The organism is Paenibacillus sp. HJGM_3 (assembly GCF_045062745.1).
Taxonomy (GTDB): Bacteria; Bacillota; Bacilli; order Paenibacillales; family NBRC-103111; genus Paenibacillus_AA.
In genome coordinates, this window is the sequence record NZ_JBJGED010000027.1 from 41,126 (window position 1) to 67,953 (window position 26,828).

Genomic DNA, 26,828 nt, shown 5'->3' on the forward strand with positions numbered 1-26,828 from the left:
AGATTTAATGGGATAGATCTAATAGATAAGTGACTAGGGAGGGTTTCGATTGAAAAAGAGCTTCAAGCAAGCGATGGTATTCACGCTGGCCGGATCGATCGCCGTTACTGCGGCCGCCTGCGGCAAATCGGATCAAGGCAACTCCTCGGGCAACAACGCGGCCAGCCCCTCGGCATCCGCGACCGAAGGGCCGAAGCCGGCGCTCAAGGCGCTTCAGATTTGGCAGAAGGATGATTACAACGGGTATCCAGTGGCCAAAATGCTGGAAGAGAAAACAGGCTACAAAGTGCAGTACGACATGCTGCCTCAGGACAACGCCGTAGACAAGCTGAACTTATTGATTTCGTCCTCCGAGCCCTACGATGCGATCACCACAGGCGGCGGCAGCGACTTCAAGGCGCTGTACTCCGACTATGCCAAGCGCGGGGCGTTGGTCGACTTAGGTCCCCTCATCGATAAGTATGGCCCGAACATCAAAGCGGCGTTGTCGCAATCCACGCTCGATGCGGCCAAAGTGGAAGGGAAGCTGTATGCGATCCCGACCAAATCGCTCAACTTCAGCGGCAGCAGCTTGATGATCCGACAGGATTGGCTGGATAAGCTGGGGCTCAAGATGCCGACGACGACCGATGAGCTGGTTGCCGTATTGAAAGCGTTTAAGGAAAAAGATCCGGGCGGCAACGGCGACAAGAACATCCCAATGACGATTAACGGAACCGCTCCGATGGTGGAAAATTTGAATGGCGCGTTCGGAATGCCCAATGGCTGGAACGATGTGGGCGGGAAGCTCGTCCCTCGTGTGCTGGATGCCGGGTTCAAGGATTACCTCACCTACATGAACGATTTGTTCAAGCAAGGCTTGCTGGATAAAGAATTTGCCGTGAACAAAGACGCTACGATGAAAGAGAAGTTCACAAGCGGCAAAGTCGGCGTCGTGCCCGTCAACTGGGCGGATGTGCCGACGATGTCAGACGCCCTGGCCAAGAACCAGCCGAACGGGAAAATGGTCTACATTCCGACGCTCAAAGGCCCGCAAGGCAAGTTCGGTCTCTCCGCTCCCGACGGCTTCGACCGGATCACGTTTATCCCGAAAGCGTCGAAGCACCCCGAGGAGGCGGTCAAATGGCTGAACGCCAAGCTCGATCCCGCTACGTTCAAGCTGATGGCAATCGGCGAAGAAAACAAGCATTACACGTTCAAAGACGGAGCCTATACGCCGATCCTTCCGATTTTCGTAGACGAGCGGAACAACGCGAACAATTACTTGTCCGGCGTCGACGAGAAAAACTATCCGCTCTATTGGCAAGCCCGCGTACGCAAAGACCTGCGCCTGTTTGACGCCTGGGCGAACTTGAACGTTCAGCAAGCGGCGAATACCCGGGTCACGGATCCGCTCGGCTTAAGCCCGTACTTGGCGGAATACTCCAAGAATAACGCTTCGCTCAATACGCTCATGAACGACCAAGCGATCAAATTTATCGCAGGGGCGGAGCCGCTCTCGGGCCTGGATGCCTTCGTAGCGAAGTATAAAGCGTCCGGCGGCGACGCCAGCGTGAAAGAAGTGAACGACTGGTATACGACGAAGAAGAAGTAAAGGTATAATGGGGAAGGCTGGCGGAGGCCGGCCTTCTTTACTATGTTGATTTCAATGAAGCGGAAGGGGATCCAAATGGACGCGAGATGGAACGGCAAACGCTGGGGGACACTCGGAGACAGCATCACGGCCGCGGGAGGTTATCAGCCCCATGTGCAAGCGGCGCTCGGATTCGCGGAAGTGATCAATTACGGCAAGGGCGGCTGCCCGATGACGGCCGGCGGCGACCGGGATTACGGCGCGACGACGCATATCGGGAAGACGATCGATCCGACGCTCGATTGCGTCACGATCTTCGCCGGGACGAACGACTATCGGCTGGACAAGCCGATCGGCGAGCCGGGGAGCGAAGATATATATACGTTCTATGGCGCATACCGATCGGTCATCGAGCACATCCTCACCCACAATCCCGCTTGCCGGCTCAGTCTGTGGACGCCGCTGCAGCGGGACAAGGACGGGTACGACATCGATCGCCGGAATGAAGCCGGGCACCTGCTGTATGACTACGTCGCCGCGATCCGATCGATCGGTCTGCGCTATGCGCTGCCGGTCCTCGATCTGTACGCCGAGTCCGGCTTCAACAAGCTGACCCTCGGCACGTTCACCGACGACCGGCTGCACCCGAACGAGCTCGGCCATCAGCGGATCGCGCGTATGGCCGCGGCGTTCCTGGCCCGCCTGTAAGCGGGGGCGGGCGCTTGCGGGTGCCGGCGCGGCGGGAGGGCGTGGCTGAGCGCGGATGGCGGACAGCCTCAGAGCTTACGTCCCGCCGTGCACGATGCGCTGCAGGACGGCGGCCGCCTCGGCCCGGGTGATGGACTGGCCGGGGCGGAACGTGCCGTCCTCGTAGCCCTGGAACAAGCCGGCCGACGCGGCGGCTTCGATCCAGGCGCGCGCCCAGTGGGCCGGCGCGACATCCGGGAACCGGGCGGCGTCGCCTGAGCCGCCCGGTGCAGGTTCCGCCGCAGCGAGCGCCTCGCTGCGGGACAGGACGGCCGCGATCTCGGCGCGGCTGATGGGCTGCTCCGGACGGAAAGTCCCGTCCGGGTAGCCGTCGACCAAGCCGTAGTCGAGCGCGGTGTAGATGTACGTCTTCCGCTTCGACCCGGCGATGTCGGTCAAGCCGGAAGAGGCGGAGGAGGCGGAGTTGGACAGGAACAGCTCCTTCGCCTTCACGAGGAACGTGACGAAATCTTCCCGTGTGATGTTGCGATCCGGCTTGTAGAGCAGCCGGCCTTGCTCGGTATAGCCGTCGACATAGCCGAGCTCGAGCAGCTCGGCGATCGGCTCGGCCGCCCAATGGTTGTCCAGGTCGGAGAACTGCGTCGGAATGCCGTTCAAGCCGAGTACATAACGGACGATCGCCTTGTATTCCTCCTCGCGTAGAGAGCCGGGATCGCTCGCCGGCATGTTCGTGCTGATGAATGCATAAGCCTTGTCCATCGACCCGTACTTGCGCTTGAACTTGTTCCCGGCAATATCGGGGTATCGGTCGGAGCCGTGGCCATCCGCCGCATGGCACGCGAGGCAGTGCTGCATGTATAGCGCTTCGCCCGCGTCGGCGGCGGGAACGGCCGGTCCGGCCTGCGAGGACGTCGGATCGTAGACGGTCATGCTGCGGATGCGGTCGGCTGTCCGCTCCGGCGAGCTGGTGTACAGGCCGATCGCGAATAAGAGCGCAACGCTTGCTGCCGCGAGCCATGCACTATGCGGACGATTAGGATGCACTTGTAATTCCCCCTTGCCTGTCTGGATCGGGATTGCTCCCTTCAGTGTAGGCAAGAGGTGTTACAAATTGATGACGCTCGCTATTTCTTGAGACAGACGGGGACTGCATGAATACAAGAAGGACCTGAGGCTTTTGGCTTTGCCTCAGGTCCTTTCGCGTTCGTGGCGGAACGGGTTATTGCTTTTCGCCTTCTCGCTTCATATGAAATCCTTTGTGATGGATCATGTATTTCAGCTGATCGGGCAGCCGTTCCTTAACCCTGTCCGCTTTTTCGCTTGTCCACTTGCCGGATTTGACCGCTTCGTCGATCTTTTTCACCTTGGCTTCGAACAGCTTGCTCGTCAGGTCCGCTTCCTTGATGCCTTTCGCCTGCGCGACCTCGGCGATGCTTTTGCCGGCCTTGAGCTCTTTCTTCAGCGCTTCGGGATCGATTCCGATGATCGTGGCGGCGTCCGTGATTAGATGCATGCTGTGTTTATGCATATGCGGATGCTTGCGGTCCGCCGGCTCTTGGCTTTGTTCCGCGTCGCGCTCGGCATCGTTGTCGATATTCGAGTTGGGCTCGGGCTTCACGTCGGGCTTAGGGGCTTCCTTAGCCGGCTTCTGAGCCGGCACCGCCGACTCCGTCGGGTCGGAGGGTTCGGCCTTGGCCGATGGAGCTGTGAACGCCGTCCAAGCCGCGATAGCAACAGCAAGCGAGAGCAAGGTTCGGAGCGTGCGTCCGGTAAATCGATGATACATTGTACTAACACCGCCTTATCTGGATTGGATGTTGCTCCCAAGTAGTATGTACAAGTGCAACCCAGATTATAGGCGTCGATCGAAAAAATGACGTTATTTGGCAAGCCGGTAAAGCGGGAGCAGGGCTTCGAACGTCGACTCGATCGTACCGGAGAGCGCTCGCGCGCTGGACAGCCGGGCATCGCCCCGCTTCAGCTCCAGGCCGCACAGCAGCTCCGCCTGCTTGACCGACCGCAGCCGCTCCAGCAATCCGGCGAGCTGTTCGTCGGACAGCTCACGGTCGGGCGTGTTGGCGGGATCCATATGATCGCCCGACCAGAAGAAGGTGTCCGGCACGAGCCGCCGCACCTCCGGCAGCCGCTCCAGCACGCGTTCCGCGAACACGGTTTTGTTCTCGCACTCGTAGATGATCGCGAACTGGATGAAGAGGTGGGTCGACCATAGCCCAACTTGAAAATGTGGCAGCGCCTTGTAGCCCTTCTTGCTGCTGGACCATGCAACCCAGGAATCGTCCGGCGGATTAATCGTTCTACGGGCGTGCCGGGCGACATGAGGGTACATCGGCTCTCCGCAGATCGTCGTCAGCCATGGGGCGAGTTCGTCACCGAGGCGATGGAGCTTCGGCCGGACTTGTTCGATCAGGGCGGTCATGCGGGGCTCGAGGCCGGGAACGGTGAATACTTTAAAATCTTTCGCAGTAAACGTTGGTACGGCCACGGCGAATCCTCCCCCTATTAGGTTTACTCTCTTACCGTACACCAAATGGAGGTCCTTGGCAAACGGCGTCGAATGAACGCGAACAAAGGCTTATTATGCTGTACTTGGATATAGCTGGTAAGCTATAATAACAGCGATGACCGACCGCTTGTCGAGGGAGAAGGAGAACTAGTCGAGGGAGAAGGGGAACGTACGATGATGAAACGTCGATTGGGGAAAAGCTTGGCATTCGCAGCGGTGATGGGGGCATGTTTCACCGCCGGCGCCTATGCGGAAGACGCGATTCAAAAGGTGGAGGCGTATTTGAGGCCGGATTTTCATGTGAGATTGAACGGGGATCCGGTGCCGATGACCGACCCGCCCCTTATTTATAATGGCAGCAGCTACTTGCCGCTCAAGGCAACCGGGGCGCTGCTCGACGCGCAAGTCAGTTGGGACGAGCGTACGCAGTCGATTCTGATCACACAGAACCGGCCAGCCGTCGGGACGCCGAGTCCGGGACAAGTGCCGGGACAGCCGGGAGGGACTCCAGGAGCGCAGGGGCTGAAGCTGACGTATGCGGTGCTGTATGACTTGGAATATGAGTCGAATACTTATCCGGCGCTTGCCGTACTTGCCAACGATACCTCGTACCTGCGTTGGGTCGATGTCCAGATGATGCCCTTCGACATGTCGGGCGTGAAGCTGGTGACCGAGAAGTTCACGGGCGATTCTTATGTATCGGTGGATCAGGTGCTGGCCTCGTGGCAAGGCAAAGTGATGATGAAGAACCGGACGACCCCCATTTTTCCAGCTACGATTACAGCCGGTCAGCAAAAAGCGCTAGAGCCTTACACGATGTTCGGCGCGCTTTCGGTCACACAGCGCTCGGACAAGGAGTTTTTCATCCTTTCGCAGCAAGTGGACAGAAAATTCATTGGGTACACGATTCTGCTCAAAAACTTTAACAATGATGATACATGGATGGTCGATAATGTAAAGCAATCCTATTTGACCGATTGATTCGCCGCACCGCCAAAAGGAAAGCCCCTGGCTGCCATCCGGCGATCCAGGGGCTTGAATCACTCGTACACTTGCATCCCCCTAAGTGGGGGTGCGTACATATGCAGCGAAACGACTCGCTCCGGGTAAGGGTTGCGCATCTGGTGAACCTGATTGCGCTCCGCGAGGAACAGTTCCTCGCAGTGCGCGAGCCGGGCTTCCTGCTCCAGCGCTTCGCCGCCCTCTTCCAAGCGATAGAGGGCATTGACCAGTTGTCCCTCCAGCACGAGAGCGGCGCCGATGGAGTCGCCATGATCGTGGATTCTCGTCGACGCATATGGGGGGAGGTGGACGAGAATCACTTCCAGCTCCTCGTTCGCGTACAGCACCTTCCGGCCATACGGCAGCTCTCCGGGCATGGGGATCTCCTCCGACAGGAGCCGCTTATGCGCTTTCAGACTCATAAGGGCATCGATCAGCTGCTCGCATGTCGGCTCACCTATCGAATGGATGACGGGGGAAATGCATTCGGACATTCGGGTCATCTTGGGCCTCCTAATATCAAGAAAGTATATGAATGTCATAAGAATAATTTATGATTAGAACGACGAAACGTACCATCCCTGGGAAAAAAAACACCAATGCCCGTCCAGGACAGGAGCCCGGTAACGAGAGGATGACGGTATGCACACCCGTAGTATGGAATTAAGCTCGATGTTCGCCAAGCGATGGGCGCATATCCGCAATTCACGAAAAATGCTGCTCCTGGCTTTCCTTGTATTCTCCGCGGCGATTGCGATCTGGTTCGTGCTGTTGAACGAAGCGGACCGAGGCAAGCAAGTCCCGCATGCGGAGCAAGGGGTGCTGGATCTCAGAAGCTGGAGCTTCGCTGAACAGGGCATAGTTGCCTTGAATGGAAAGTGGCGCTATTATCCCGAACAGTTCGCGGCCCCGGGTATCGGAGCGTCCTCTTCATCCGCCGTCGGGTCGTCGGCTGAATCCACGCCGCCGAAGCTCGTAACGGTTCCGTCCAGCTGGTGGCCTTGGAACGAGGAGAGCACGCCGATTATGTTCGGTTACGGGACGTTCCGGCTCGAAGTGCTGCTCCCACCCGGAGAACCGATGCTCGGCCTGCAAGTGGCTAACATCAAGACGGCCCATCGGCTTTATGTGAACGGCCTCGAGATCGGACACAGTGGGGACCCGGGCACCGATGCTTCCGATACGGTGGCGGAGAACGTGCCGTATGCCCGGTATTTCATACCGCAGGGAGAACGGCTGGACATCGTCATTCAGGTCGCGAACTTCGATTATTACTACGGCGGCATTACACATCCCGTCCTGCTTGGCCTGCAGGAGCAGATCATGAACAAGCGGGAGCAAGCGCTCGCCTTGGACACGATCGAATGGGGAGGCATCTTGGTTTTAGGAATTTACTTTCTATCGCTGTACCGCATGCGTCCCACGGAACGGGCCTGGCTGTACTTCGGCCTATTTGGCTTGGTTGGCAGCGTCTATGTTTTGGGGCAGGGAGAAAAGATTCTCGGCCTCATTATGCCCGGAATGAACTACGCCGTGTTCACGAAGATTCAATTCTGTTCCGGTCCGATCGCGACTTACTTTTTGGTCCGTTACATCCAAGTGTCATACCCCGCGATTTTTTGGGCTCCGTTTCGACGGGCGGTTCAAGCGGCGACGATCCTGTGGACGGCAGTGGTCCTTTTGACGCCTCCACACTTGTTCACCCGCCTGGAGTTTATGTACGTCCTGTCATTTATCATTCTCCTCTACCTCTTGTATGTGATGGTGATCGGGGCGTTGCGCGGAACGGAAAGCTCCGTCTATATGATCCTCGCCGCGATCTCGGTGCTCGGGATTATGTTCGTGGTGTTCGCGAACAACATCGGCTACTCGGTCACGAAGCTGCTGATCGCGATGTTCATTTTGATCTTCCTGTTCTCGCAGGTGATGCTCATGTCGAGGAGGTTCACCAAAGCGTTCGCGACGGTGGAGAGCTTGTCGGAGCGGCTTCTGTCTATGGATAAGCTGAAGGACGAGTTCCTCGCTGCCACGTCTCATGAGATGCGCACGCCGCTGCATGGAGTGATCAACATCGCCCAGTCTCTCTTGGAGGGCGCAGCTGGAGCGCTCACCCCTCAGCAAAGAAGCAACATGTCCCTCATCGTTACGACCGGCAAACGGCTCGCTCATCTTCTGAACGACATTCTGGACTTGTCCAAGCTGGAGAGGGGCGATGTCCGGCTCGTCCGCAAGCCGGTCGAGCTGCGCCCGATCGTGCAGGTGATCTTCGAAGTGCTGCATGGACTCGCCGATAACAAGTCGATCCGGCTCGTCAATGAGGTCGACGAGAGCAGTCCGGCCGTCTATGCGGATGAGGACCGTTTGTCGCAGATGCTCTACAACTTGATCGGCAACGCGATCAAATTCACGGACCAGGGTCACATTACCGTAGCCAGCGAGCGTCAGGCCGGATGGCTGCTCGTCTCGGTAAGCGATACCGGCATCGGAGTCGCGCCGGAGCTGCGGAAGTCGATCTTCGAAGCCTATGAGCAAGGAGGCGGCGTTATCGCGGAGAAGTATGGCGGAACCGGGCTCGGCCTGAGCATCACGAAGCGGCTCGTAGAGCTGCACGGCGGCACGATCGCGGTCGAGTCCCGTCCCGGCGGCGGAGCTGTCTTTCTGTTCACGCTGCCTATTATCGAAGTGGAGAGCCTCCAGACGGCGAACGCGGCTGAAGCGATTGCGGAGCCGCTCGCCGAAGGAAGGAGATCGCCCGTGCTGGAGAGGGCTGACGAGGTCGCCGTCCTCCCGGAGCGCATGGAGCTGCATCAGCCGGGAGAGACGACAATTCTTGTCGTCGACGACGACGCGGCGAACCGCCAAGTGCTTATGAACTTGCTCTCGGTAGAAAAGTATTCGGTCATCACTGTAGGAAGCGGGAGGGATGCGCTGAGGGAGCTGGAACGCGGTCCGAAGCCGGATCTAGTCCTCGTCGACCTTATGATGCCGGGAATGAACGGCTATGATCTAACCCGGGCGTTCCGCGAGCGCTTCTCGCTCTCCGACCTGCCGATCGTCATGCTGACGGCGCGCAGCTGGGAGGCCGACATGCTGGCCGGATTCGCCGCAGGCGTCAACGATTTCCTGGGCAAGCCGGTCGACGCTTCGGAGCTCAGAGCAAGGATCCGCACACTCCTGGACATGAAGCGGTCCGCTACGGACAAAATCCGGATGGAAATGGCGTTTTTGCAAGCCCAGATTAAGCCGCACTTTTTGTTCAATACGCTTAATACGATTATGGCGGTCAGCCATTCAGACGTCGCGAAGGCGCAGGAGCTGCTGGGGGAGCTGAGCGAATACTTGCGCCGGAGCTTCGATTTCCATAACCAAGAACGATTCGTGCCGCTTGAGCGCGAGCTGGAGCTGGTCGACTCCTATGTGTTCATAGAGCAGGCGCGATTCGGCGACAGGCTCCGCTTCATCCGCGACGTGGACGAGCAGTTGGAGTACTGGATCCCGCCGCTCACCGTTCAGCCGATTGTGGAGAACGCGGTGCGCCACGGGGTGACGAAAAATCCGGATGGCGGCACCGTCGTACTGAGCGTGCGGGAAGAAGGGCGGGAGCTGATCATTGAAGTGCTGGATGACGGGCCGGGCGTGCCGGAGGTGCTGCACAACCGGCTCACGGCCGGGAAGGCGACAGGCGGGGTCGGACTGATCAACATTGAACGCCGGCTCCGCACGACATACGGCACCGGCATGGAGATCGGGAATGGGCTGCAAGGAGGGGTCAGCGTCCGGATTCGGATCCCGGCCCAGCAGGCGAACGGTGTCCTTCCAAGACAAGGGAAAAGTGGTTAAGCCCGATTCGATCGGGCTCTTTTTTTCCGCTCTCGGGGTAAAAAATAATCAATAATCCAAGTTGCTAAAACATAAAAATCATAATAAGATAATGGTAAGAAACCAAGTTGTCTGAACATTCTGTCAAAAAGTCCCCTTTGCATGAAACTATGCGAGAAGCCTTTACAGAGCATTCAGCAAAAGTTTCTTACGCTGCAATGGCAGGAATCATGGGTTAAGGGGGGATTGCCGTGAACAAGAGTTATGAGGTGGAATATTGCAACTTGGAGTTGCGTTTTGATCGCCGGCAAATCCGCAATTTCATTAAATCGTTGATTCAAGTCGGCTACTCGCTCTACTGGAACGAGAACGAGCATCAATTCATCATTTCGATTCGCACGGGCCGCAAGCTGATCAAGCTTCGTTTTCAGCGGTTGGGCGACCGTTATAAGATCGTCGGAGACTACTCCTTCAAGGACGAGAAGCTCGCGGAATTGATGGAGAAGATGATCGGAGATACGCGCGGCCATGCCATTGTGAAGCGGTTCAAGGACCGGCAAATCTTGATCGAGAACATTATGTTCGGAGAAATTATCCGGATGGTGGAAATTACGGGCGTAGAGCATAAGGTGTTGTTCCAAAAGGAGCCCGTCGTGACGATCGACGAGATTATTCAGGCTTTCAAATCGAAGCGTGCGGAAGAGCGTGCCGCCGTCTTGAGGCTGGAGCTGGATTATGAGCTTACCGTGCTGCACGATGCCCTTACTGCGGGCGAGGAAGAAGCGGTGGCGGCGAGCAAGGAGAGGCTTCAAGGGCTCCGGGAAGAGATGCTGCTGCTTGAACTGTAGACCCTTTGCGCATGACCCTATCCCCAGTTGGCTACAATAGGAAACGCCCCTGTCAGAAGTGAGGACGGAGGGCGTTTTTAGTTTGGGGTGGGGGACTGCCGATACAAAATGAGCAGAAGCTATTACCGCCGTTCCAAGTGAAAAAGCCCCCCTTAAGCTCAAACATCTTGTTTGAACCTCCTTTGATTATAGAAGATTAAGTGGTAGGAGGTTCAAGCCAAAACTCGCCGGGGGCCTCTTTTTCACTTTCCACTCCTGCATTCTGCGAAATATCGACAGTCTAGGGAGAAGGGTAGAAGTAGTTGTTGTTAACGTGTGCATGATGTGCTATGATCGAAGCGATAGAGGTGGTAGCATGTCGGTAACGATAAAAGATATTGCCAAGCTGGCCGGAGTCTCGCATACGACCGTCTCTCGGGCGCTGAACGACAGCCCGCTCATCCAGGAGGCGACCAAGGCGCGCATTCGCCAAATCGCCGAGAGCTTGAACTATACGCCCAACTTCAACGCGAAGAGCCTCGTGCTGGCGCGTTCGTTTCATATCGGGCTATTCTTCTCCACGATCGATCAGGGGACGACGGCCGGTTTTTTTCATGAAACGGTGACGGGCGTGCTCCATGTGCTGCAGCACCGCTACCATTTGATCGTGAACGCGATCGACAGCTATGCGGGCGCTTACAACACGGTGACGGGGCAAAGCTTCGACGGCATCCTGGTCATGAGCCAGAGCCATGACGATCAATCGTTCATCCGCTACGTGTACGACAAGGGGATTCCGCTCGTGGTCATCAACCGCAGCACGGATCCGCTCCCGCTCGTGAACGTGCTGTCGGACGACGAGGCCGGCGCGATGGCGGCGGTCGAGCATCTGATCGAACGAGGCCATCGGCGCATCGCGATCATCGAGGGCAAGAGCGGCTTTCAGTCGGCGGAAGCCCGGAAGAGCGGGTACTTGCAGGCGATGGCGAAGCATGGCCTCGAGGTGCCGGCGGCGTACCAGGTGAAGGGGAATTACGACCTGGAGAGCGGCTATCGCGGCATGTCGTCGCTCTTGGCCTTGGACTCGCTCCCGAGTGCGGCCTTTTGCTCGGGCGACGAGCTCGCGGTCGGGGCGATGAAGGCGGTGCTGGAGCGGGGGCTGCGCGTCCCGGAGGACATCTCGATTGCGGGTTTCGACGACAATGCGTTCTCCGCGTTCCTGACTCCGGCGCTCACCACGGTCAAGCGTTCCGTCGAGACGATGGGAAGCATCGCGGCCGAGCAGCTGCTGCATGTGATCGGGCGGCAAGCTCAGGCGCCCAAAACGATTCGGGTGCCGACCGAGCTGGTCGTCCGGCAATCGGTCAGTGACATCCGGTCATACTAGAAAGAACCATCGCATAGGGAGGGTATTTCGATCCATGAGCATTTTACGCACGCTATTGCAGGACATCCCGATTCCCCAGATGGTGCGCATTCGTCAGAAGTTTGACGGCACCGTCATCGAAGACCACGAGCGCGCGCTGCGCCGCGAGCTGCAGAAGCCGGGCGCGATCGACCGGATCCGGCCCGGCCAATCGGTCGCCGTAGCGGTCGGCAGCCGGGGAGTGGCGAATATCGCCGACTTCACCCGCGTGACGATCGAAGCGATCCGCGCCGCCGGCGGCGAGCCGTTCATCGTGCCGTGCATGGGCAGCCATGGCGGGGCGACGGCCGAAGGCCAGCGCGACGTGCTGCACCATCTCGGCGTCACCGAGACGGCGATGGGCGCTCCGCTTCGCTCGTCGATGGAAGTCGTCAAGATCGACGAGCTGCCGAACGGACTGCCGGTGTACGTGGACAAATATGCATCGGAGGCCGACGCGATCGTCGTCATCAACCGGGTGAAGCCGCATACGGCGTTCCGCGGGCCGATCGAGAGCGGCATCATGAAGATGATCGCGATCGGACTCGGCAAGCAGAAGGGCGCGGAGGCGTGCCACCAGCTCGGGTTCAAGTACATGGCCGAGAATGTGCCGGCGATGGCCCGCATTATGATCGACAAGCTGCCGATCGTGTTCGGCGTCGCGCTCGTCGAGAACGCCTACGATCAGACGTGCCGCGTCGAAGTGCTGCCGGCTGCGGAGATCGAAGCGCGCGAGGTCGTGCTGCTCGAGGAAGCGAAAACGCGGCTGCCGAAAATTTTGTTCGATCAGATCGATGTGCTCGTCATCGACTACATCGGAAAGAACATCAGCGGCGACGGCATGGATCCGAACGTCACCGGCCGTTACCCGACCCCCTACGCGCATGGAGGGCCGGACGTCTCGAAGATGGTCGTGCTCGACCTGACTCCCGAGACGAAGGGCAACGCGAACGGCGTCGGCACCGCCGACTTCACGACACAGCGGCTCGTCGACCAGATGGATCGGGATGCTACATACGCGAATGGGCTTACGTCGACCGTATGCGCTCCCACGAAGATTGCGACTACGCTCGAGAACGACTACTATGCGATCAAAGCCGCCGTCAAGACGTGCAACATCCTGGACTATACGAAATGCCGGCTCGTCCGCATCCAGGATACGCTCCACCTGGGCGAGATCGAGATCTCGGTCAACCTGCTCGACGAAGCGAAGCGGCATCCGGATATCGAGATCCTCACCGAGCCTTACGACCTGAAGTTCAACAGCGAGGGGAACTTGACGACATGACGACCAGCTCTAGTCCGACCGGCGCCTCCAAGCGCTACGTCATCGCCGCCGATCTCGGCACGACGAGCGCCAAGACGCTCGTGATCGATCGCGACGGCCGCGTGCTCGCGTCCCATTCGATCGAATACCCGCTGCATACGCCGAGCCCGGACCGCGCTGAGCAAGATCCGCTCGAGATCTTCGCGGCGGCCGTACGCGGAATCGGCGAGGTGCTGCGCAAGTCCGGCGCCGCCGGCAGCGAAGTGCTGTGCGTCTCGTTCAGCTCGGCGATGCACAGCCTGATCGCCGTCGACCGCGACGTCACGCCGCTGACGCCGTGCATCACGTGGGCCGACAACCGCGCTGTCGCCTACGCGGACATCCTGAAGCGCGAGCTGGGCGGCCACCGCATCTACCGCAACACCGGCACGCCGATCCACCCAATGTCTCCGCTGCTCAAGCTCATGTGGTTCCAGCAGCATGAGCCGGAGCTCGTCAGCCGCACGTACAAGTACGTCGGCATCAAGGAGTTCGTCTTCGCCAAGCTGTTCGGGCGTTTCGTCATCGACCACTCGCTCGCCAGCGCGACCGGGCTGTTCAACCTGAGGGCGCTCGACTGGGACGAGGAAGCGCTCCGGGTCGCCAACATCAGCCGCGAGCAGCTGTCTACGCCGGTGTCCACGACGCACATCGAGCAGGGGCTCGCGCCCGCTTATGCGGCGGAGACCGGCTTGCCGGCGGACACGCCGTTCGTCGTCGGCGCCTCGGACGGCGTGCTCGCCAACCTCGGCGGAGGGGCGTTCGAGCCCGGCGTCTACTCGGTCACGATCGGGACGAGCGGTGCGGTCCGAGGCACGGTACGGGAGCCGCTGACCGATCCGGAAGGCCGCTTGTTCTGCTATGCGCTGAAGGAGGACTTCTGGGTCATCGGCGGCGCGATCAACAACGGCGGCATCATGTTCCGTTGGGTACGCGACCAGCTCGCGACTCAGGAAGCGGAGGAAGGCCGCCGGCGAGGCATGGATCCGTACGACTACTTAACGGAGCTGGCATCCCAGGTGGCACCCGGCTCGGACGGGCTTATTTTCCATCCGCTCCTCGCCGGAGAACGGGCCCCATACTGGAATGCGAATGCGCGCGGCATGTTCTTCGGCCTGTCGCTGTTCCACGAGAAGAAGCATATGATCCGGGCGGTGCTTGAAGGGGTCATGTACCGGATTCACTCCGTCATGCAGGCGCTTGAGGACGTTGGCGGCCCGACGAAAGAAATTAGGGCGTCCGGCGGCTTCGCGAGGTCGCCGTTCTGGCTGAACATGATGGCGGATGTGTTGGGCTCCACCGTGACCGTCCCGCCCTCCATCGAGAGCTCGGGCCTTGGCGCGGCGCAGCTCGGCTTGCTCGCCATGGGCGAGATCCGCGATTTTACCTCCATCCGCCAATGGGTGCACGGGGGCGAGCGCTACGAGCCGAATCCCGCGAATACCGCGGTATATCGGGAGCTGACCGAGATATACATGCAGGTGTATAAGCAGCTGAAGGAGCCGTTCGACGCGATCGCCGCTTATCAGAAGAAGCATGTGAACGGCGGTTCCGGCAAATAATTTACCAGTGGGGGGAACACGGAGATGAATTTATTTGAACTAACCGGCAAAACTGCGGTCATCATCGGAGGCAACAGTACGCTGGGCGGCGTTATGGCGGAAGCGCTCGGCGCATATGGCGCGGATGTGGCCATCGTCGGCCGCAATGCGGAGAAGAGCGAGGCGGTCGTGAGCCGGGTAGGAGAGAAGGGCGCGCGCGCCAAGAGCTTCTCGGCCGATACGACAAGCCCGGAGGATTTGAAGCGGGTGCTGGGCGAAGTGCTCGAGTGGACCGGCCGTGTCGACATCCTCATGAATTGCCCGGGCAAGAACAGCCCTACGCCTTTCTTCGAGATTACGATGGAAGAATGGGATTCCATCATGGACGTCAACTTGAAAGGCGTTGTGCTCGCTTGCCAAATCTTCGGCAAACATATGGTCGAGCAAGGCGAAGGGGGCAGCATCATCAACATTTCGTCGGTGTCCTCCGATCCTCCGCTGTCCAAAGTGTTCACGTACTCCGCGTCTAAGGCCGCGGTTAACAGCGTGACGAAGTTCCTCGCGCGCGAGTTCGCACCGGCCCGGGTGCGCGTGAACGCGATCATTCCCGGCTTCTTCCCGGCAGAGCAGAACCGGAAGATTCTTTCCCCGGAGCGGACGGCCTCCATCCTCGGCCATACGCCGATGAACCGGTTCGGCGACCCGCAGGAGCTGCAAGGGGCGGCGGTGTACTTGGCGGCGGAGAAGGCCTCCGGATTCGTAACCGGCACGCTGCTGCGCGTAGACGGCGGGTTTGGGGCCATGACAATTTGACCGTTTTGAGATAAGATAGCGTAAGACACAATACATTGAAGGAAAAGGGTGGAATGACAATCATGGCTAAGCAACAAATCGGCGTTGTCGGACTCGCGGTAATGGGCAAAAATTTGGCGCTGAACATTGAGAGCCGCGGCTTCACCGTTTCGGTCTACAACCGCTCTCCTGAGAAGACGAACGACCTGCTGAACAATGAAGGCAAAGGCAAAAACCTCGTCGGCACCTTCAGTGTCGAGGAGTTCGTGCAATCGCTCGAAAGCCCGCGCAAAATATTGCTGATGGTCATGGCCGGCAAACCGACGGACGATACGATCAACCAACTGCTCCCTTATTTGGACGAAGGGGACATCCTCATCGACGGCGGGAACGCTTATTTCCCGGACACGCAGCGCCGCAACAAGGAATTGTCCGCGAAGAACATCCGCTTCATCGGCACCGGGGTTTCCGGCGGCGAAGAGGGCGCGCTGAAAGGCCCGTCCATCATGCCGGGCGGACAAGAAGACGCGTATAAGCTCGTGGAGCCGATCCTGACGGCGATCTCGGCGAAGGTCGGCAACGATCCTTGCTGCACGTACATCGGGCCGGACGGGGCGGGGCACTACGTTAAGATGGTGCACAACGGCATCGAATACGGCGACATGCAGCTCATCTGCGAAGCGTATCACCTGCTGAAGGACGTGCTCGGACTGACGCCGCAGGAATTGCACGAGACGTTCTCGGAGTGGAATAACGGGGAGCTCGACAGCTACCTGATCGAGATTACGGCGGATATCTTCACGAAGGTCGATCCGGAGACGGGCAAGCCGATGGTCGACGTGATTCTGGACAAGGCCGGACAGAAGGGCACGGGCAAATGGACGAGCCAATCGGCGCTCGATCTCGGCGTACCGCTGTCCATCATCACCGAATCCGTCTTCTCGCGCATGCTGTCCGCGATGAAGGACGAGCGCGTAGCGGCCAGCCGTATTTTGAAGGGACCTAAGGCTATCCATGCCGGCATGGACAAGAGCACGTTTATCGAAGCGGTTCGCCAAGCCCTCTATGCGAGCAAAATTTGCTCCTACGCGCAAGGCTTCGCTCAAATGCGCTCGGCATCCGAGGAGTATGGCTGGAATTTGAAATACGGCAATATCGCGATGATTTTCCGCGGCGGCTGCATTATTCGCGCCCGCTTCCTGCAGAACATCAAGGATGCGTACGACCGCGATCCGGAGCTGCGCAACCTGCTGCTTGATCCTTACTTCCAATCCGTGGTGGACAACTATCAGGATTCCTGGAGAACGGTAGTGACGACCGCTGTGGCGAACGGCATTCCGGCGCCGGGCTTCGCCTCCGCGCTCGCTTATTACGACAGCTACCGGACCGAGCGTCTGCCGGCCAACCTGCTGCAGGCGCAGCGCGACTACTTCGGGGCGCATACGTTCCAACGCGTGGACCGGGAAGGCTCGTTCCATTTCGAGTGGATGAAAAACTAGGATCACTCCGGCGATTGCTCTAACGGGACCCGAACAGGCGGGGATCATATAAGCCGTAGGCCGCTTCCCGCAAGCAGACGCGGAGGCGGTCGGCTTCTTGCCCGTAGCACATTCTACGGTTCAAGAGGAGCAGGGACGCTTCGGCATAGTGTTGAAAATTTTGGAGCAGGCGTGGCTGATCCAGATCCAGCAACCGGGGATCTCCGTCAGCCACCTTTTTTTTGACGACTTCCAGCACCCACACGACATCTTCCTTCGTAAGCGGATGATCGGCGCTTAAGATAAGCTCCAGCCGGTCGCGGCGGGGGGACGGCATGCCCGAGAACGCTTGTTCCATACAGAGGTTCTCTCCTTTTTCTCTCGTTCTTGTACTATCATCATTACTATTTGGTTTGCGAAATATTCACGAAATTTTGGTAAAATGGGGATGATTGTGTTGCCGGAAAAGGCAATTATATTGGTGGGGTTTATGGGGACCGGCAAATCGACGGTCGCCGAGCGGCTTGCCGCCGAGCTGGGTTGGCGCAAGCTCGATCTGGACCAAGCGATCGAAGACGATCAAGGGTGCAGCATTCCCGAGTTGTTCTCGAGCCGTGGAGAAGCGTACTTTCGCCAAGTCGAGACCGATGTGTTAAAGCGAACGCTGGAGGAGTCGAGGGAGGTCGTCGTAGCGACGGGCGGAGGAGCCGTGCTCGCGGAAGCGAACCGGGAGGCAATGCTCGCTTCCGGCACGGTCGTGGCGTTGACCGCATCCGTCGAGACGATACTCGACAGGGTGCAGAACGACCCGAACCGGCCCTTGCTGAAAGGCAATGCGGCTGAATCCGTACCTCAGCTGCTGGAAGCGAGGAAGCACGCGTATGACTTCGCCCACCTGCGGATCGATACGACGAACCGCTCGGTGGACGAAATCGTGAGGCTTATTCTAGACGGGGCGGGGAACAGCGGAACAACCGCTTAATCGAGATTGTCCCACTCCAACATCCCGCCGTTCATGTTCTTCAAGTTCGGAACGCCGATGGAGTGCAAATATTGGCATGCCCGGTTGCTCCGATTGCCGCTGCGGCAGATCAGGATGATCTCATCAGTCCGCTCGATCTCGCCGTGCCGGTCCGGCAGCTCCCCGAGGCGGATATGCTTCGCGCCGGGGATCATACCGGCGGCCACTTCCTCGTCTTCGCGAACGTCGATCATGTTCAGTTTCTCTCCGTTTGCCAGGCGTGTTTTGATTTCGGCTGGCGTAATCGTTTGAATGTCTTGACTCATCGTTCGGGTTCCCTCCGGATTATGGATTTCATGACACTGTCACACACTCTTGCTACCGATCATAGTAGAATCGCATTGCGAAGTCAATGAAGGGAGGAGACGGCTTGATCGCCTTATACATAGGCCTCGCCGGGATGTGCGGCGCGCTCGTTCGGTATGCGATCGGCGTCGCCTTGGAGTCCGCCAACGCGAACGGATCGGCCGCATTTCCGCTTGCGACCCTTCTCATCAATCTGCTCGGCAGCTTCGCGCTAGCCTGGCTGCTGCACGCCCCGATCGTAAACGCCAGGATGTCCGAACGCTGGCGCACCACGATCGGCACGGGCTTCATCGGCGCATTTACGACGTTCTCCACATTTAGCGTAGAAACGGTTGCTTTGCTGGATTCGCACGCCTGGAGTTTGGCGGTCCTGTACGTTGCCCTTAGCGTGATAGGCGGGCTGGCGTTTGCATGGCTGGGGGGACGCCTGGCGGTTACAGCCGGGGAAAGGCGGGACCGCGTATGACGATGACGCTCACCCATGCGGCGGCGGTGGCGGCCGGCGGTTTTTTCGGCGCGAATGCCCGTTATTTTGCCACCCGGTGGTTTCACAACCGATTCCAAAACGATTTTCCGTATGGTACACTGTCAATAAACCTAATTGGCAGCTTTGCCCTGGGTTGGATCGTAGGGCACGGATGGAATGAGTCGCTCCGGCTCTTGTTCGGAACCGGATTCCTTGGAGCGTTTACGACGTTTTCCACATTAAAGGCCGATTGCCTCAGGCTGTACCGCTCCCGCAAGCTCGGAAGACTGGCACTATATTTGGTGCTTACATATGGAGCGGGCCTCGGTTTGGCGGCAGCCGCCTATTATATGCACTGATCCTGCAAAGCATGACCATGAACAGAGAGAGGGATTCCAGCCATGAAAGCCATCGTTCAGCCTACACCGACATTACAAGGGGAAATTAACGCCCTATCCTCCAAAAACTATACAACCCGTTACATGCTGATCGGGGCGCTTGCGGAAGGGACGAGCACGATCCAATACCCGGCCCATAGCGAAGACAGCGACGCGATGCGCCGCTGTATCCGCGATCTCGGCGCCGAGCTCGACGAGAACGAGGAGCGCATCATTATTAAAGGCTTCGGGCGTCACCCGCGCCCGGTGAAGGAGCTGAACGTAGGCAATGCCGGCGCAGTGCTGCGGTTCCTGATGTCCACGGCCGCTTTCTGTCCCGAAGTGACGTTCGTGAACACGTACCCGGATTCCCTCGGGAAGCGGCCTCATGACGACTTGATAGCGGCGCTGCAGCAAATGAACGTTCAAGTCGAGCACAGGGGCGGCCGGTTGCCGATTACGATCCGTGGCGGGCAGCCGAAGGGCGGGCGCATTCAAGTGTCCGGCTCGGTCAGCTCGCAATACTTGAGCTCCCTGCTGTTTATGACGCCATTGCTGGACGAGGACAGCGAGATCGAAGTGCTGCATGACCTGAAGTCGAAGGTCGTCGTGGGGCAGACGCTGGAAGTGATGCGCCAAGCCGGCATTCAGGTCGAGGCCGCGGACGACTTGATGCATTTCCGCGTACCGGGCCGTCAGCGCTACGCGGCCAAGGAATACGTCGTCCAGGGCGACTATCCGGGCTCGGCCGCCATCCTCGCCGCCGCGTCGGTCACGAACTCCGACGTCCGGGTGCTTCGTCTCGAGGAGAACAGCAAGCAAGGCGAGCGAGCGGTAGTCGACGTGCTGAAGGCGATGCAAGTGCCGCTCACGCATGAGAACGGCGTCGTGCATGTCAAGGGCAACAGCCGGCTGAAGGCCGGGGAATTCGACGGCGATCATTTCACCGACGGAGTGTTGGCGATGGTGGCCGCCGCCGTATTCGCGGAGGGCACTTCCCGCTTCTACAATGTCGAGAACTTGCGGTACAAGGAATGCGACCGCATTACCGACTACTTGAACGAACTGCGCAAAGCCGGAGCCAACGTGGAAGAGCGCCAGAGCGAGATTATCGTACACGGCCGACCCGAAGGCGTGGAAGGCGGCGTGGAGATCGACGCGCACTACGATCACCGCGTCATCATGGCGCTCACGGTTGTCGGCTTGCGCTCGAAGCAAGGGCTTACGATTCGCGACGCCCACCATGTAGCCAAATCGTATCCGCAATACTTCGATCACTTGCGGTCGATCGGCGCCAATGTGGAGCTGCGTCCTTAATATCAAAAGATCGAGTGATGCCTAAATGGTTCATGTGTGGAACGTTACGAAGTATTCGTTCACATTGCTGCTCATAGCGGGCCTTTTATTCTCGAGCGGCGTATTCAGTGTACTGCTCTATGCCAAAATATCAGGGAAGGACTTGGAGTGGTTCGCTCAGTCGGCACCTCTCGCGCCGCTTCCGGCGACGATCGCCACCCCGGCTCCGCAGCCGACGCTCCCGCCGCCGAAGCCGCAGTCCGTCCTTATCGACGCGCCGCTCGTCAGGCAGCTGCCGGAGCTTCCGTCCGGCTGTGAGGTCACGAGCCTGACGATGCTCCTGCAATTCGCCGGAGTGAATAAAGGCAAGATGGAGCTCGTTCCCGAAATGAAGAAGGATCCGACGCCCATCGTGTGGTCCGCTACCGGCATCCAATCGTGGGGAAATCCGAACGTCGGATTTGTCGGGGAGATTACGGCGAAGGGCAAAGGGTTCGGCATTTTCCACGGTCCGCTAATGGAGCTGTTGAAGCATTATGTGCCGAGCGCGATCGACTTGACCGGAGGCTCCTTCGAAGCGTTGGAGCAACAGCTGGCAGCCGGGATCCCATCCGTCGTCTGGACGACGATTGATTACGCGGTACCGTCGCAGTGGGTGGAGTGGGAGACGAAGCAAGGCAAAGTCGTAACGACGTTTATGGAGCATGCGGTGTTGCTGGTCGGGTACGACGACACGAACGTATACGTGAACGATCCGCTCAGCGGCAAGAAGAGCACGCCGATCAATAAGGCTGCATTTATCCAAGTGTGGGAAGCGATGGGCAAGCAGGCATTATCTTATCAATGATCCGGAAAGGCGGGAACGTAAATATGGCATTCGAAAATCCTTCTCGGGAAGCCATCAAGCAGCTGTTAATGAACACTCGTACAATCGCGGTAGTCGGCTTGTCGGATAAGCCGGACCGTACCTCGTATATGGTGTCGGAGGCGATGCAGGCGAAGGGCTATCGCATTATTCCGGTCAATCCGAACGCCAACGGGCCGATTTTGGGCGAGAAGGTATATGGATCGCTTACCGAGATCGAAGAGCCGGTCGACATTGTCGACGTGTTCCGGCGCAGCGAAGACATCGGTCCGATCGCGGAGGAGACGGTGCGAATGAAACACAAGCCCAAGGCGTTTTGGCTCCAACAGGGCATCGTGAACGAAGAAGCCGGTCAAGTCGTAGCGGAGCAAGGCATTCAAGTCATTATGGACCGCTGCATCAAGGTAGAGGACTCGATTCTGCTGCCGAAAAAGTAAGCGGATCTTCGATAGGTGTAAACAGGTTCCAGCCATATTTCCCGAACGGCGCGTGAACACTAAGAAAGGCTTTGGACGACGAGCACGTCTTGAAGAAGGCGATGCTTATGGCCCGAAGACTTTCTTTTTGTTTAGGAGGCCTTATTCGATGAATAGCGGAATGACAAACCGTGGGACCCAGAGCAGCTATCAGCCTGTCGGGTATGTACCGTCGCAGTATAAGGGTGGGCGCCGTGCCGGAGAGCAACCTATTCCGACAAGTTTCATCCAGCAATCCATTCAGCAATCTTTCCAGCAACCGATCCAGCAACCCATTCAACAATCTTTCCACCAGCCGATCCAGCAAACCTTCCAGCAGCCGATTCAGCAAACATTCCAGCAATCTTTCCAGCAACAACAACCATTCCAGCAGCAACAATCTTATCAGCAAACACAACCGTACCAACAGTCGTTCCAAAGCTCGTTCCAAAACGCGATCCAGAATTCGTTCCAGAGCACAATGATGAACCGGAAAAAGAACGAATTGTCATCGCGAATCGCGTCATCGTTCGGAACTTACGGCAGCCGGTAGAGGGGGACTTGAGACGATGCAGCAAAATATGGCCAACACAACGCCGAACCGGAATATGCTGACGGACAAGGAGCTGAACTACGTCAAGGACTTTTTGTCCTGGGAGCTGCTTGCGGTCAAGAAGTGTGAAGATGCCGCGAACGCCTGCACCGACGTGCAGATCCAGAACAAACTCCGGCAATGTGGGCAGAAGCACGTGCAGCACTACAATCAGCTTCTAACTCATTTACAGTAACTCGGGAGGTGTGACGATGGCTACAACAATTGCAATGCCGCAAACGGGCCAGCTGCCGCAAGTCAAAGGGCCGGAGATGAACGACCGGGACTGGGTCAACGACATTCTCTCTTATGCGAAATACTTGACTTACGGCTACAATACCGGGCTGAACGAAGCCCAAAATCCGCAGCTGCATCAGACGGTGCAGACGATCCTGAACGATGTTCATCAGTCGCAATACGAGCTGTTCGATCTGATGTTCCAAAAAGGCTGGTACAAGATGAAGGCGGCCGATCAACAGGAGATCAGCCAAGCCTACACGCAGTTCAACGGGTACAAAACTCAGTTTCCGAGCGGCAGCTGACTCGCACCCGGCAAGCGCCTTGAATCGCCTGATTCAAGGCGCTTCTCTTTTGACAAAATGAGGGGAAGCCAGTACAGTGGAAGAAGATTGCTTCATTATGGTTGGAGGTAGTTAACGCCCATGAATATCAATTGGAATTGGATGGGCAATTTGCAGCAGTTCGGCCGGTCGCTAATGATTCCCACCATTGCGTTGCCGGCAGCGGCCATTTTGCTGTTCCTGGGCAATTTGCCTTGGGATGCATTGAAAATGGGCCAGTTCGGGGACATCCTCGTATTTTCGGGCAATGCCATTTTTACATATTTGCCGTTTTTATTTTCTATCGGAGTCGCACTCGGATTAACGCAAAACGCCGGCATCGCCGCTCTGTCAGCGTTGCTCGGGTATTTCATCTTCGTAACGGCGACGCAATATTTCACCGGCTCGATGTTCGAGATGGGGGTGGCCGGGGGCATCGTCATCGGAGTCATGGCGGCGCTTTCGTATCACCGCTTCAAGACGATCCAGCTTCCGGAATACATTCAGTTCTTCGGCGGTCCGAGGTTCGTGCCGCTGTTCATGTGTTTCGTATCGATCCTTTTCTCCTACATCACGATTCAGATCGGTCCGTCCGCTCAAGCCGTGATGGACCGGTTCGGCGACTGGATTTTGTCGCACGGGGCGTGGGGCACATTCGTATACGGGGTGGCATATCGGCTGCTCGTCCCGTCCGGGCTCCATCACATCTTGAACAACGTCGTCTGGTTCCAGGTCGGCTCGTATCCGCTCGATAACGGTACGGTGCTGTATGGGGATTTGCCGCGGTTTTTCGCGGGCGACCCACAGGCAGGGATATTCATGGCAGGGCTGTACCCGATCATGATGTTTGCTTTGCCCGCTATAGCGTTTGCCATCATCCATGAGGCGCGGGAAGATTTGAAGCCGCAGGTGAAGGCGACCTTCATGACGGCGGCGCTTACTTCGTTTCTCACCGGGGTGACCGAACCGATCGAGTTCGCGTTTTTGTTCGTGGCCCCTTATTTGTTCGTCGTCCATGCGCTTTTATCCGGAGTGGCCATGTGGCTTGCCTACATGCTGGACATCCATCACGGCTTTTCCTTCTCGGCGGGTGTGATCGAATATATCATCAACGAGCATTTATCCCGCAACGGCCTCTTGTTGATCCCGATCGGACTGGTGTTCGGCCTCGTGTATTATATCGTGTTCCGGTGGGCGATCCGCCGCTTCCGCATCCCGACTCCCGGCCGGGAGGAAGGGTCGCAGCTGGAAGAATGGGCGGGAGATATACGCTACCGGGCCCCTCTCATCCTGCAGGCGTTGGGCGGGAAGAACAACGTCGTGCAGATCGAGGCCTGCATCACGAGGCTCCGGCTTACATTAGTGAGCGACAAGATTATGGACACGAACGCCTTGAAGCATTTGGGCGCCGCCGGAGTCATCCGGTTAGGCGGAGGTAACGTCCAGGTCGTGTTCGGCACGTTCTCGGAGCTGATCCGGGAGCAGATCGTGAAGGTGCTGCACAAAGACATTCGTAATGTGCATTTCCATGCGCCCGTGCAGGGCAACATGATTCCGATCGAGGACGTGCCGGACGCCATATTCGCGCAAAAGCTGGTGGGCAATGGGGTTGCATTTTTTCCGGAGCGGGGTGAACTTGTAGCGCCTGTAGCGGGAACAGTCGTGATTCTGTACCCGACGATGCATGCGATTGGCTTGAAGACTGAAGACGGGCTGGAGGTGCTGCTCCACATCGGCATCGATACGTCTCATTTGACGGGAAAATGGTTTCAGGCGGTGGTGCAGGTCGGGGACAACGTCGTGCCGGGGCAGCTGCTGATCAAGTTTGATTTGCAGAAAATCAAAAAGCAAGCGAAGTCGCTCGCCACGCCGATGGTCATTACGAACATGGACATCGTCAAATCCTTGACATTCGCGCCGTTCAAGCATGTGAAAAAGGGACAAGCGTCGGTCATGTCGGTCATCATGAAAGAAGACGCTGCAGGGGGGGACGAGACGAAATGATAAAAGGCAATGGAGCGTCATCCGGCATTGCGATCGGCAAAGCATTCGTCATGCCCGACTGGGAGTGGGAGCTTCCGGATGACGTCATCGACGTGAACGATCTGGCCTTTGAGTTCGAAAAGCTGTACGAAGGCATCCGGCTGTCCAAAACCGAGATTCAAACGATCAAACACGACATCGCCGAGGTGCTCGGTGCGGAAGAATCGAATATTTTTGACGCGCACCTCGCCATTCTGGACGATCCCGTCTTTATGAACGAAGTGTCCGGGATTATCCAAAGGCAGTATAAGGCGGCCGAGGTGGCGGTCAAGGAAGTCGTCGATAAATTCGTAGGGATGTTCGACTTGCTGGACGACGAGTATATGAAAGATCGCGCGATCGATATCAAGGACGTCGGTACGCGGCTGCTCAAGCATTTGCTCGGTTCGGGCGAAGCGTCGCAGCCGCCGCAGGATCAACCGTTTATCGTCGTTGCGAGGGAATTGACCCCATCCCAGCTCGCTCATCTGGATCCGACGCAGCTCCTCGGCATCATTACGCAGCTGGGAGGGACGACCTCGCACACGGCGATCATGGCCCGAGCGATGGGCATCCCCTTCATATTCGGCGTGGAATGCCCATCCCAGACCGGAGACTTGATCATCGTCGACGGAGACGAGGGGATCATTCATTTGCAGCCGGACGATGTCACGATTGAGCTCTACCGGGCCAAAAAGCGCACATGGCTCGAGTATCGGCAAAAGCTGCAGCGCATCATCGGCCTGCCTCCCGTGACCTTGGACGGACGTTCCGTTCGGCTGGGAGCGAATATAAGTTCCCTGAAAGACTTGGAGCTCGCGCTCAGCTACGGTGCTTCCGGCGTCGGGTTGTTCAGGACGGAATTTCTGTATATGGACCGGCATCATCTGCCTCGGGAAGACGAGCAGTTCGAGGTGTACCGCCAAGTGGCGGAACAGCTGAACGGCAAATCGCTCATCATTCGGACACTGGACATCGGCGGAGACAAGCAGCTCGATTATTTGCCGCTGCCTGAGGAGGACAACCCGGCGCTCGGGTATCGGGCGATCCGCATCCTGCTAGACCGCCGTGACATGTTCAAGACGCAGCTCAAAGCGATTCTGCGGGCAGGCTGCTACGGCGATGTGAAGATCATGTACCCGATGATCTCTTCGGTCGAAGAGCTGCGCCGGGCGAATGAAGTGCTGGAGCTGGCCAAGCGCGAGCTGCGCGAGGCGAATGTGCCGTTCCGGGAGTCGATCGACGTCGGCATCATGATCGAAGTCCCGGCCGCTGCGGCTATCGCCGATCTGCTCGCGCAGGAGGTCCAGTTCTTCAGCATCGGGACGAATGATCTCGTCCAGTACGTGCTGGCGGTAGACCGAATGAACGAGCAAATCGCTCACCTGTACAATCCATACCATCCGGCTGTCATCCGGCTCCTGAAACATATCGTCGAAGCTGCCCGGGCCAGCGGCATCACCGTCGGTGTGTGCGGCGAGCTGGCCGGCGATGTGCATGCGCTGCCGATCTGGCTCGGCCTCGGCGTACACGACCTGAGCATGTCGGCCCACTCGATCTTGCCGGTCAAAAACCGGCTGATCGAAACAACCGAGCAGCACTGCCGCGAGCTGTTGAATCAAGTGCTCGCTTGCCGTACAAGCGAGGAGATCCGTGCACTGCTGCATGGCAAGGAGTAGCGGGATTTGATTCGGGTAGCCATGTTTTACAAGTTTGCGAACCGTCCGATTGTGTTCAATCGGGCGGTTTTCTGTATTTGCATAAATCTCCCAGGGCTCCGAGAGAGTGGGGTGGCGCGCCTCTTATGGCCAATATCCCCTCGGCTCAGAAAATGGGATCGAAGGTGATTGGATTCGAATGCCAACAGACAAGACATGCCCAAGGGGACACCGA

The 26,828-nt window shown here is 58.0% G+C and carries 27 protein-coding genes; 21 read left to right on the forward strand and 6 right to left on the reverse strand.

Annotation, left to right across the window (positions count from 1 at the left end; all coding sequences use genetic code 11):
• The first annotated feature begins 49 nt into the window (after positions 1-49).
• On the forward strand, positions 50-1,594 hold the full coding sequence (locus ACI5FR_RS25310; protein ID WP_405459591.1) for an extracellular solute-binding protein: 1,545 nt from the start codon (positions 50-52) through the stop codon (positions 1,592-1,594).
• Between the two features lie 75 nt (positions 1,595-1,669).
• A complete protein-coding gene (locus ACI5FR_RS25315; RefSeq protein WP_405459593.1) occupies positions 1,670-2,281 on the forward strand; it encodes an SGNH/GDSL hydrolase family protein in 612 nt (203 codons plus the stop codon).
• Positions 2,282-2,356: 75 nt separating this feature from the next.
• Here ACI5FR_RS25315 and ACI5FR_RS25320 read toward each other — a convergent pair whose 3' ends face one another.
• From ACI5FR_RS25320 to ACI5FR_RS25330, 3 genes are all read right to left on the reverse strand, one after another.
• The gene (locus ACI5FR_RS25320; RefSeq protein ID WP_405459595.1) at positions 2,357-3,325 is read right to left on the reverse strand and encodes an S-layer homology domain-containing protein; all 969 of its coding nucleotides are present in this window, start codon (positions 3,323-3,325) and stop codon (positions 2,357-2,359) included.
• A 175-nt stretch (positions 3,326-3,500) separates the two neighbouring features.
• Positions 3,501-4,067, reverse strand: coding sequence for a hypothetical protein (locus ACI5FR_RS25325; protein ID WP_405459597.1), 567 nt, complete (start codon positions 4,065-4,067; stop codon positions 3,501-3,503).
• Between the two features lie 93 nt (positions 4,068-4,160).
• Positions 4,161-4,784, reverse strand: a complete 624-nt coding sequence (locus ACI5FR_RS25330) for a YktB family protein (RefSeq protein WP_405459598.1) — start codon at positions 4,782-4,784, stop codon at positions 4,161-4,163.
• 195 nt (positions 4,785-4,979) lie between these two features.
• On the opposite strand from ACI5FR_RS25330, the gene ACI5FR_RS25335 reads away from it, so the two are divergent.
• Positions 4,980-5,786 carry a stalk domain-containing protein gene (locus tag ACI5FR_RS25335; RefSeq protein ID WP_405459600.1) on the forward strand — a complete coding sequence of 269 codons (807 nt, stop codon included), beginning with the start codon at positions 4,980-4,982 and terminating at the stop codon, positions 5,784-5,786.
• Between the two features lie 59 nt (positions 5,787-5,845).
• On the opposite strand, the gene ACI5FR_RS25340 is transcribed toward ACI5FR_RS25335, so the two are convergent.
• Positions 5,846-6,310: a cysteine dioxygenase gene (locus ACI5FR_RS25340; RefSeq protein ID WP_405459602.1), complete on the reverse strand. Its 465-nt coding sequence runs from the start codon at positions 6,308-6,310 to the stop codon at positions 5,846-5,848.
• A 139-nt stretch (positions 6,311-6,449) separates the two neighbouring features.
• On the opposite strand from ACI5FR_RS25340, the gene ACI5FR_RS25345 reads away from it, so the two are divergent.
• From ACI5FR_RS25345 to gndA, 7 genes are all read left to right on the forward strand, one after another.
• Positions 6,450-9,647 carry a hybrid sensor histidine kinase/response regulator gene (locus ACI5FR_RS25345; protein ID WP_405459605.1) on the forward strand — a complete coding sequence of 1,066 codons (3,198 nt, stop codon included), beginning with the start codon at positions 6,450-6,452 and terminating at the stop codon, positions 9,645-9,647.
• Between the two features lie 230 nt (positions 9,648-9,877).
• On the forward strand, positions 9,878-10,474 hold the full coding sequence (locus tag ACI5FR_RS25350) for a hypothetical protein (RefSeq protein WP_405459607.1): 597 nt from the start codon (positions 9,878-9,880) through the stop codon (positions 10,472-10,474).
• A gap of 355 nt (positions 10,475-10,829) precedes the next feature.
• Positions 10,830-11,840 carry a LacI family DNA-binding transcriptional regulator gene (locus ACI5FR_RS25355; protein ID WP_405459609.1) on the forward strand — a complete coding sequence of 337 codons (1,011 nt, stop codon included), beginning with the start codon at positions 10,830-10,832 and terminating at the stop codon, positions 11,838-11,840.
• Positions 11,841-11,874: 34 nt separating this feature from the next.
• Entirely contained in the window at positions 11,875-13,146 is a 1,272-nt protein-coding gene (locus tag ACI5FR_RS25360; protein WP_405459610.1) for a nickel pincer cofactor-dependent isomerase, group 22, read from the forward strand.
• Positions 13,143-14,726 (forward strand): gluconokinase, encoded by a 1,584-nt coding sequence (locus tag ACI5FR_RS25365; RefSeq protein ID WP_405459613.1) that lies wholly within the window; start codon positions 13,143-13,145, stop codon positions 14,724-14,726. The genes ACI5FR_RS25360 and ACI5FR_RS25365 overlap by 4 nt, the downstream gene beginning before the upstream one ends.
• A 24-nt stretch (positions 14,727-14,750) precedes the next feature.
• Positions 14,751-15,518 (forward strand): SDR family oxidoreductase, encoded by a 768-nt coding sequence (locus ACI5FR_RS25370; protein WP_405459614.1) that lies wholly within the window; start codon positions 14,751-14,753, stop codon positions 15,516-15,518.
• Between the two features lie 62 nt (positions 15,519-15,580).
• Positions 15,581-16,996, forward strand: coding sequence for an NADP-dependent phosphogluconate dehydrogenase (gene gndA / locus ACI5FR_RS25375; protein WP_405459616.1), 1,416 nt, complete (start codon positions 15,581-15,583; stop codon positions 16,994-16,996).
• A 19-nt stretch (positions 16,997-17,015) separates the two neighbouring features.
• Here the strand turns inward: gndA and ACI5FR_RS25380 are convergent, their stop codons facing one another.
• Positions 17,016-17,333: a hypothetical protein gene (locus ACI5FR_RS25380; RefSeq protein ID WP_405459618.1), complete on the reverse strand. Its 318-nt coding sequence runs from the start codon at positions 17,331-17,333 to the stop codon at positions 17,016-17,018.
• A 90-nt stretch (positions 17,334-17,423) separates the two neighbouring features.
• Here ACI5FR_RS25380 and ACI5FR_RS25385 point away from each other — a divergent pair, with 90 nt between their 5' ends.
• Entirely contained in the window at positions 17,424-17,957 is a 534-nt protein-coding gene (locus ACI5FR_RS25385) for a shikimate kinase (protein ID WP_405459698.1), read from the forward strand.
• On the opposite strand, the gene ACI5FR_RS25390 is transcribed toward ACI5FR_RS25385, so the two are convergent.
• Positions 17,954-18,262, reverse strand: a complete 309-nt coding sequence (locus ACI5FR_RS25390) for a rhodanese-like domain-containing protein (protein WP_405459621.1) — start codon at positions 18,260-18,262, stop codon at positions 17,954-17,956. The two genes, ACI5FR_RS25385 and ACI5FR_RS25390, sit on opposite strands and share 4 nt — an antisense overlap.
• Positions 18,263-18,348: 86 nt before the next feature.
• On the opposite strand from ACI5FR_RS25390, the gene crcB (ACI5FR_RS25395) reads away from it, so the two are divergent.
• The 10 genes from crcB (ACI5FR_RS25395) to ptsP all read left to right on the forward strand — a co-directional run bounded on the left by crcB (ACI5FR_RS25395) (position 18,349) and on the right by ptsP (position 26,614).
• Positions 18,349-18,768, forward strand: a complete 420-nt coding sequence (gene crcB, locus ACI5FR_RS25395) for a fluoride efflux transporter CrcB (RefSeq protein ID WP_405459622.1) — start codon at positions 18,349-18,351, stop codon at positions 18,766-18,768.
• Positions 18,765-19,127 carry a fluoride efflux transporter CrcB gene (gene crcB / locus ACI5FR_RS25400; protein ID WP_405459623.1) on the forward strand — a complete coding sequence of 121 codons (363 nt, stop codon included), beginning with the start codon at positions 18,765-18,767 and terminating at the stop codon, positions 19,125-19,127. The genes crcB (ACI5FR_RS25395) and crcB (ACI5FR_RS25400) overlap by 4 nt, the downstream gene beginning before the upstream one ends.
• A 42-nt stretch (positions 19,128-19,169) precedes the next feature.
• Positions 19,170-20,462, forward strand: a complete 1,293-nt coding sequence (gene aroA / locus ACI5FR_RS25405; protein WP_405459625.1) for a 3-phosphoshikimate 1-carboxyvinyltransferase — start codon at positions 19,170-19,172, stop codon at positions 20,460-20,462.
• A 25-nt stretch (positions 20,463-20,487) separates the two neighbouring features.
• Entirely contained in the window at positions 20,488-21,288 is an 801-nt protein-coding gene (locus ACI5FR_RS25410) for a C39 family peptidase (RefSeq protein ID WP_405459627.1), read from the forward strand.
• 23 nt (positions 21,289-21,311) lie between these two features.
• Positions 21,312-21,743 (forward strand): CoA-binding protein, encoded by a 432-nt coding sequence (locus ACI5FR_RS25415; RefSeq protein ID WP_405459628.1) that lies wholly within the window; start codon positions 21,312-21,314, stop codon positions 21,741-21,743.
• 148 nt (positions 21,744-21,891) lie between these two features.
• Positions 21,892-22,314: a hypothetical protein gene (locus ACI5FR_RS25420; RefSeq protein ID WP_405459630.1), complete on the forward strand. Its 423-nt coding sequence runs from the start codon at positions 21,892-21,894 to the stop codon at positions 22,312-22,314.
• 16 nt (positions 22,315-22,330) lie between these two features.
• Positions 22,331-22,549, forward strand: a complete 219-nt coding sequence (locus tag ACI5FR_RS25425) for a hypothetical protein (protein ID WP_405459631.1) — start codon at positions 22,331-22,333, stop codon at positions 22,547-22,549.
• A gap of 16 nt (positions 22,550-22,565) precedes the next feature.
• Positions 22,566-22,895: a spore coat protein gene (locus tag ACI5FR_RS25430; protein ID WP_405459632.1), complete on the forward strand. Its 330-nt coding sequence runs from the start codon at positions 22,566-22,568 to the stop codon at positions 22,893-22,895.
• A 120-nt stretch (positions 22,896-23,015) separates the two neighbouring features.
• Positions 23,016-24,917, forward strand: coding sequence for a glucose PTS transporter subunit IIA (locus ACI5FR_RS25435; protein WP_405459634.1), 1,902 nt, complete (start codon positions 23,016-23,018; stop codon positions 24,915-24,917).
• Positions 24,914-26,614, forward strand: a complete 1,701-nt coding sequence (gene ptsP / locus ACI5FR_RS25440; RefSeq protein WP_405459636.1) for a phosphoenolpyruvate--protein phosphotransferase — start codon at positions 24,914-24,916, stop codon at positions 26,612-26,614. The genes ACI5FR_RS25435 and ptsP overlap by 4 nt, the downstream gene beginning before the upstream one ends.
• The last annotated feature ends 214 nt before the right edge of the window (positions 26,615-26,828 follow it).

Bases quoted from the DNA above. Each gene is read 5' to 3' on its own strand.
- ACI5FR_RS25315 (WP_405459593.1), top strand. From the start codon at position 1,670: ATGGACGCGAGATGGAACGGCAAACGCTGGGGGACACTCGGAGACAGC.
- ACI5FR_RS25325 (WP_405459597.1), bottom strand. From the start codon at position 4,067: ATGTATCATCGATTTACCGGACGCACGCTCCGAACCTTGCTCTCGCTT.
- ACI5FR_RS25335 (WP_405459600.1), top strand. From the start codon at position 4,980: ATGATGAAACGTCGATTGGGGAAAAGCTTGGCATTCGCAGCGGTGATG.
- ACI5FR_RS25340 (WP_405459602.1), bottom strand. From the start codon at position 6,310: ATGACCCGAATGTCCGAATGCATTTCCCCCGTCATCCATTCGATAGGT.
- ACI5FR_RS25345 (WP_405459605.1), top strand. From the start codon at position 6,450: ATGCACACCCGTAGTATGGAATTAAGCTCGATGTTCGCCAAGCGATGG.
- ACI5FR_RS25355 (WP_405459609.1), top strand. From the start codon at position 10,830: ATGTCGGTAACGATAAAAGATATTGCCAAGCTGGCCGGAGTCTCGCAT.
- ACI5FR_RS25360 (WP_405459610.1), top strand. From the start codon at position 11,875: ATGAGCATTTTACGCACGCTATTGCAGGACATCCCGATTCCCCAGATG.
- ACI5FR_RS25365 (WP_405459613.1), top strand. From the start codon at position 13,143: ATGACGACCAGCTCTAGTCCGACCGGCGCCTCCAAGCGCTACGTCATC.
- ACI5FR_RS25370 (WP_405459614.1), top strand. From the start codon at position 14,751: ATGAATTTATTTGAACTAACCGGCAAAACTGCGGTCATCATCGGAGGC.
- gndA (WP_405459616.1), top strand. From the start codon at position 15,581: ATGGCTAAGCAACAAATCGGCGTTGTCGGACTCGCGGTAATGGGCAAA.
- ACI5FR_RS25380 (WP_405459618.1), bottom strand. From the start codon at position 17,333: ATGGAACAAGCGTTCTCGGGCATGCCGTCCCCCCGCCGCGACCGGCTG.
- ACI5FR_RS25385 (WP_405459698.1), top strand. From the start codon at position 17,424: ATGATTGTGTTGCCGGAAAAGGCAATTATATTGGTGGGGTTTATGGGG.
- ACI5FR_RS25390 (WP_405459621.1), bottom strand. From the start codon at position 18,262: ATGAGTCAAGACATTCAAACGATTACGCCAGCCGAAATCAAAACACGC.
- crcB (WP_405459622.1), top strand. From the start codon at position 18,349: ATGAAGGGAGGAGACGGCTTGATCGCCTTATACATAGGCCTCGCCGGG.
- crcB (WP_405459623.1), top strand. From the start codon at position 18,765: ATGACGATGACGCTCACCCATGCGGCGGCGGTGGCGGCCGGCGGTTTT.
- aroA (WP_405459625.1), top strand. From the start codon at position 19,170: ATGAAAGCCATCGTTCAGCCTACACCGACATTACAAGGGGAAATTAAC.
- ACI5FR_RS25410 (WP_405459627.1), top strand. From the start codon at position 20,488: ATGGTTCATGTGTGGAACGTTACGAAGTATTCGTTCACATTGCTGCTC.
- ACI5FR_RS25415 (WP_405459628.1), top strand. From the start codon at position 21,312: ATGGCATTCGAAAATCCTTCTCGGGAAGCCATCAAGCAGCTGTTAATG.
- ACI5FR_RS25420 (WP_405459630.1), top strand. From the start codon at position 21,892: ATGAATAGCGGAATGACAAACCGTGGGACCCAGAGCAGCTATCAGCCT.
- ACI5FR_RS25425 (WP_405459631.1), top strand. From the start codon at position 22,331: ATGCAGCAAAATATGGCCAACACAACGCCGAACCGGAATATGCTGACG.
- ACI5FR_RS25430 (WP_405459632.1), top strand. From the start codon at position 22,566: ATGGCTACAACAATTGCAATGCCGCAAACGGGCCAGCTGCCGCAAGTC.
- ACI5FR_RS25435 (WP_405459634.1), top strand. From the start codon at position 23,016: ATGAATATCAATTGGAATTGGATGGGCAATTTGCAGCAGTTCGGCCGG.
- ptsP (WP_405459636.1), top strand. From the start codon at position 24,914: ATGATAAAAGGCAATGGAGCGTCATCCGGCATTGCGATCGGCAAAGCA.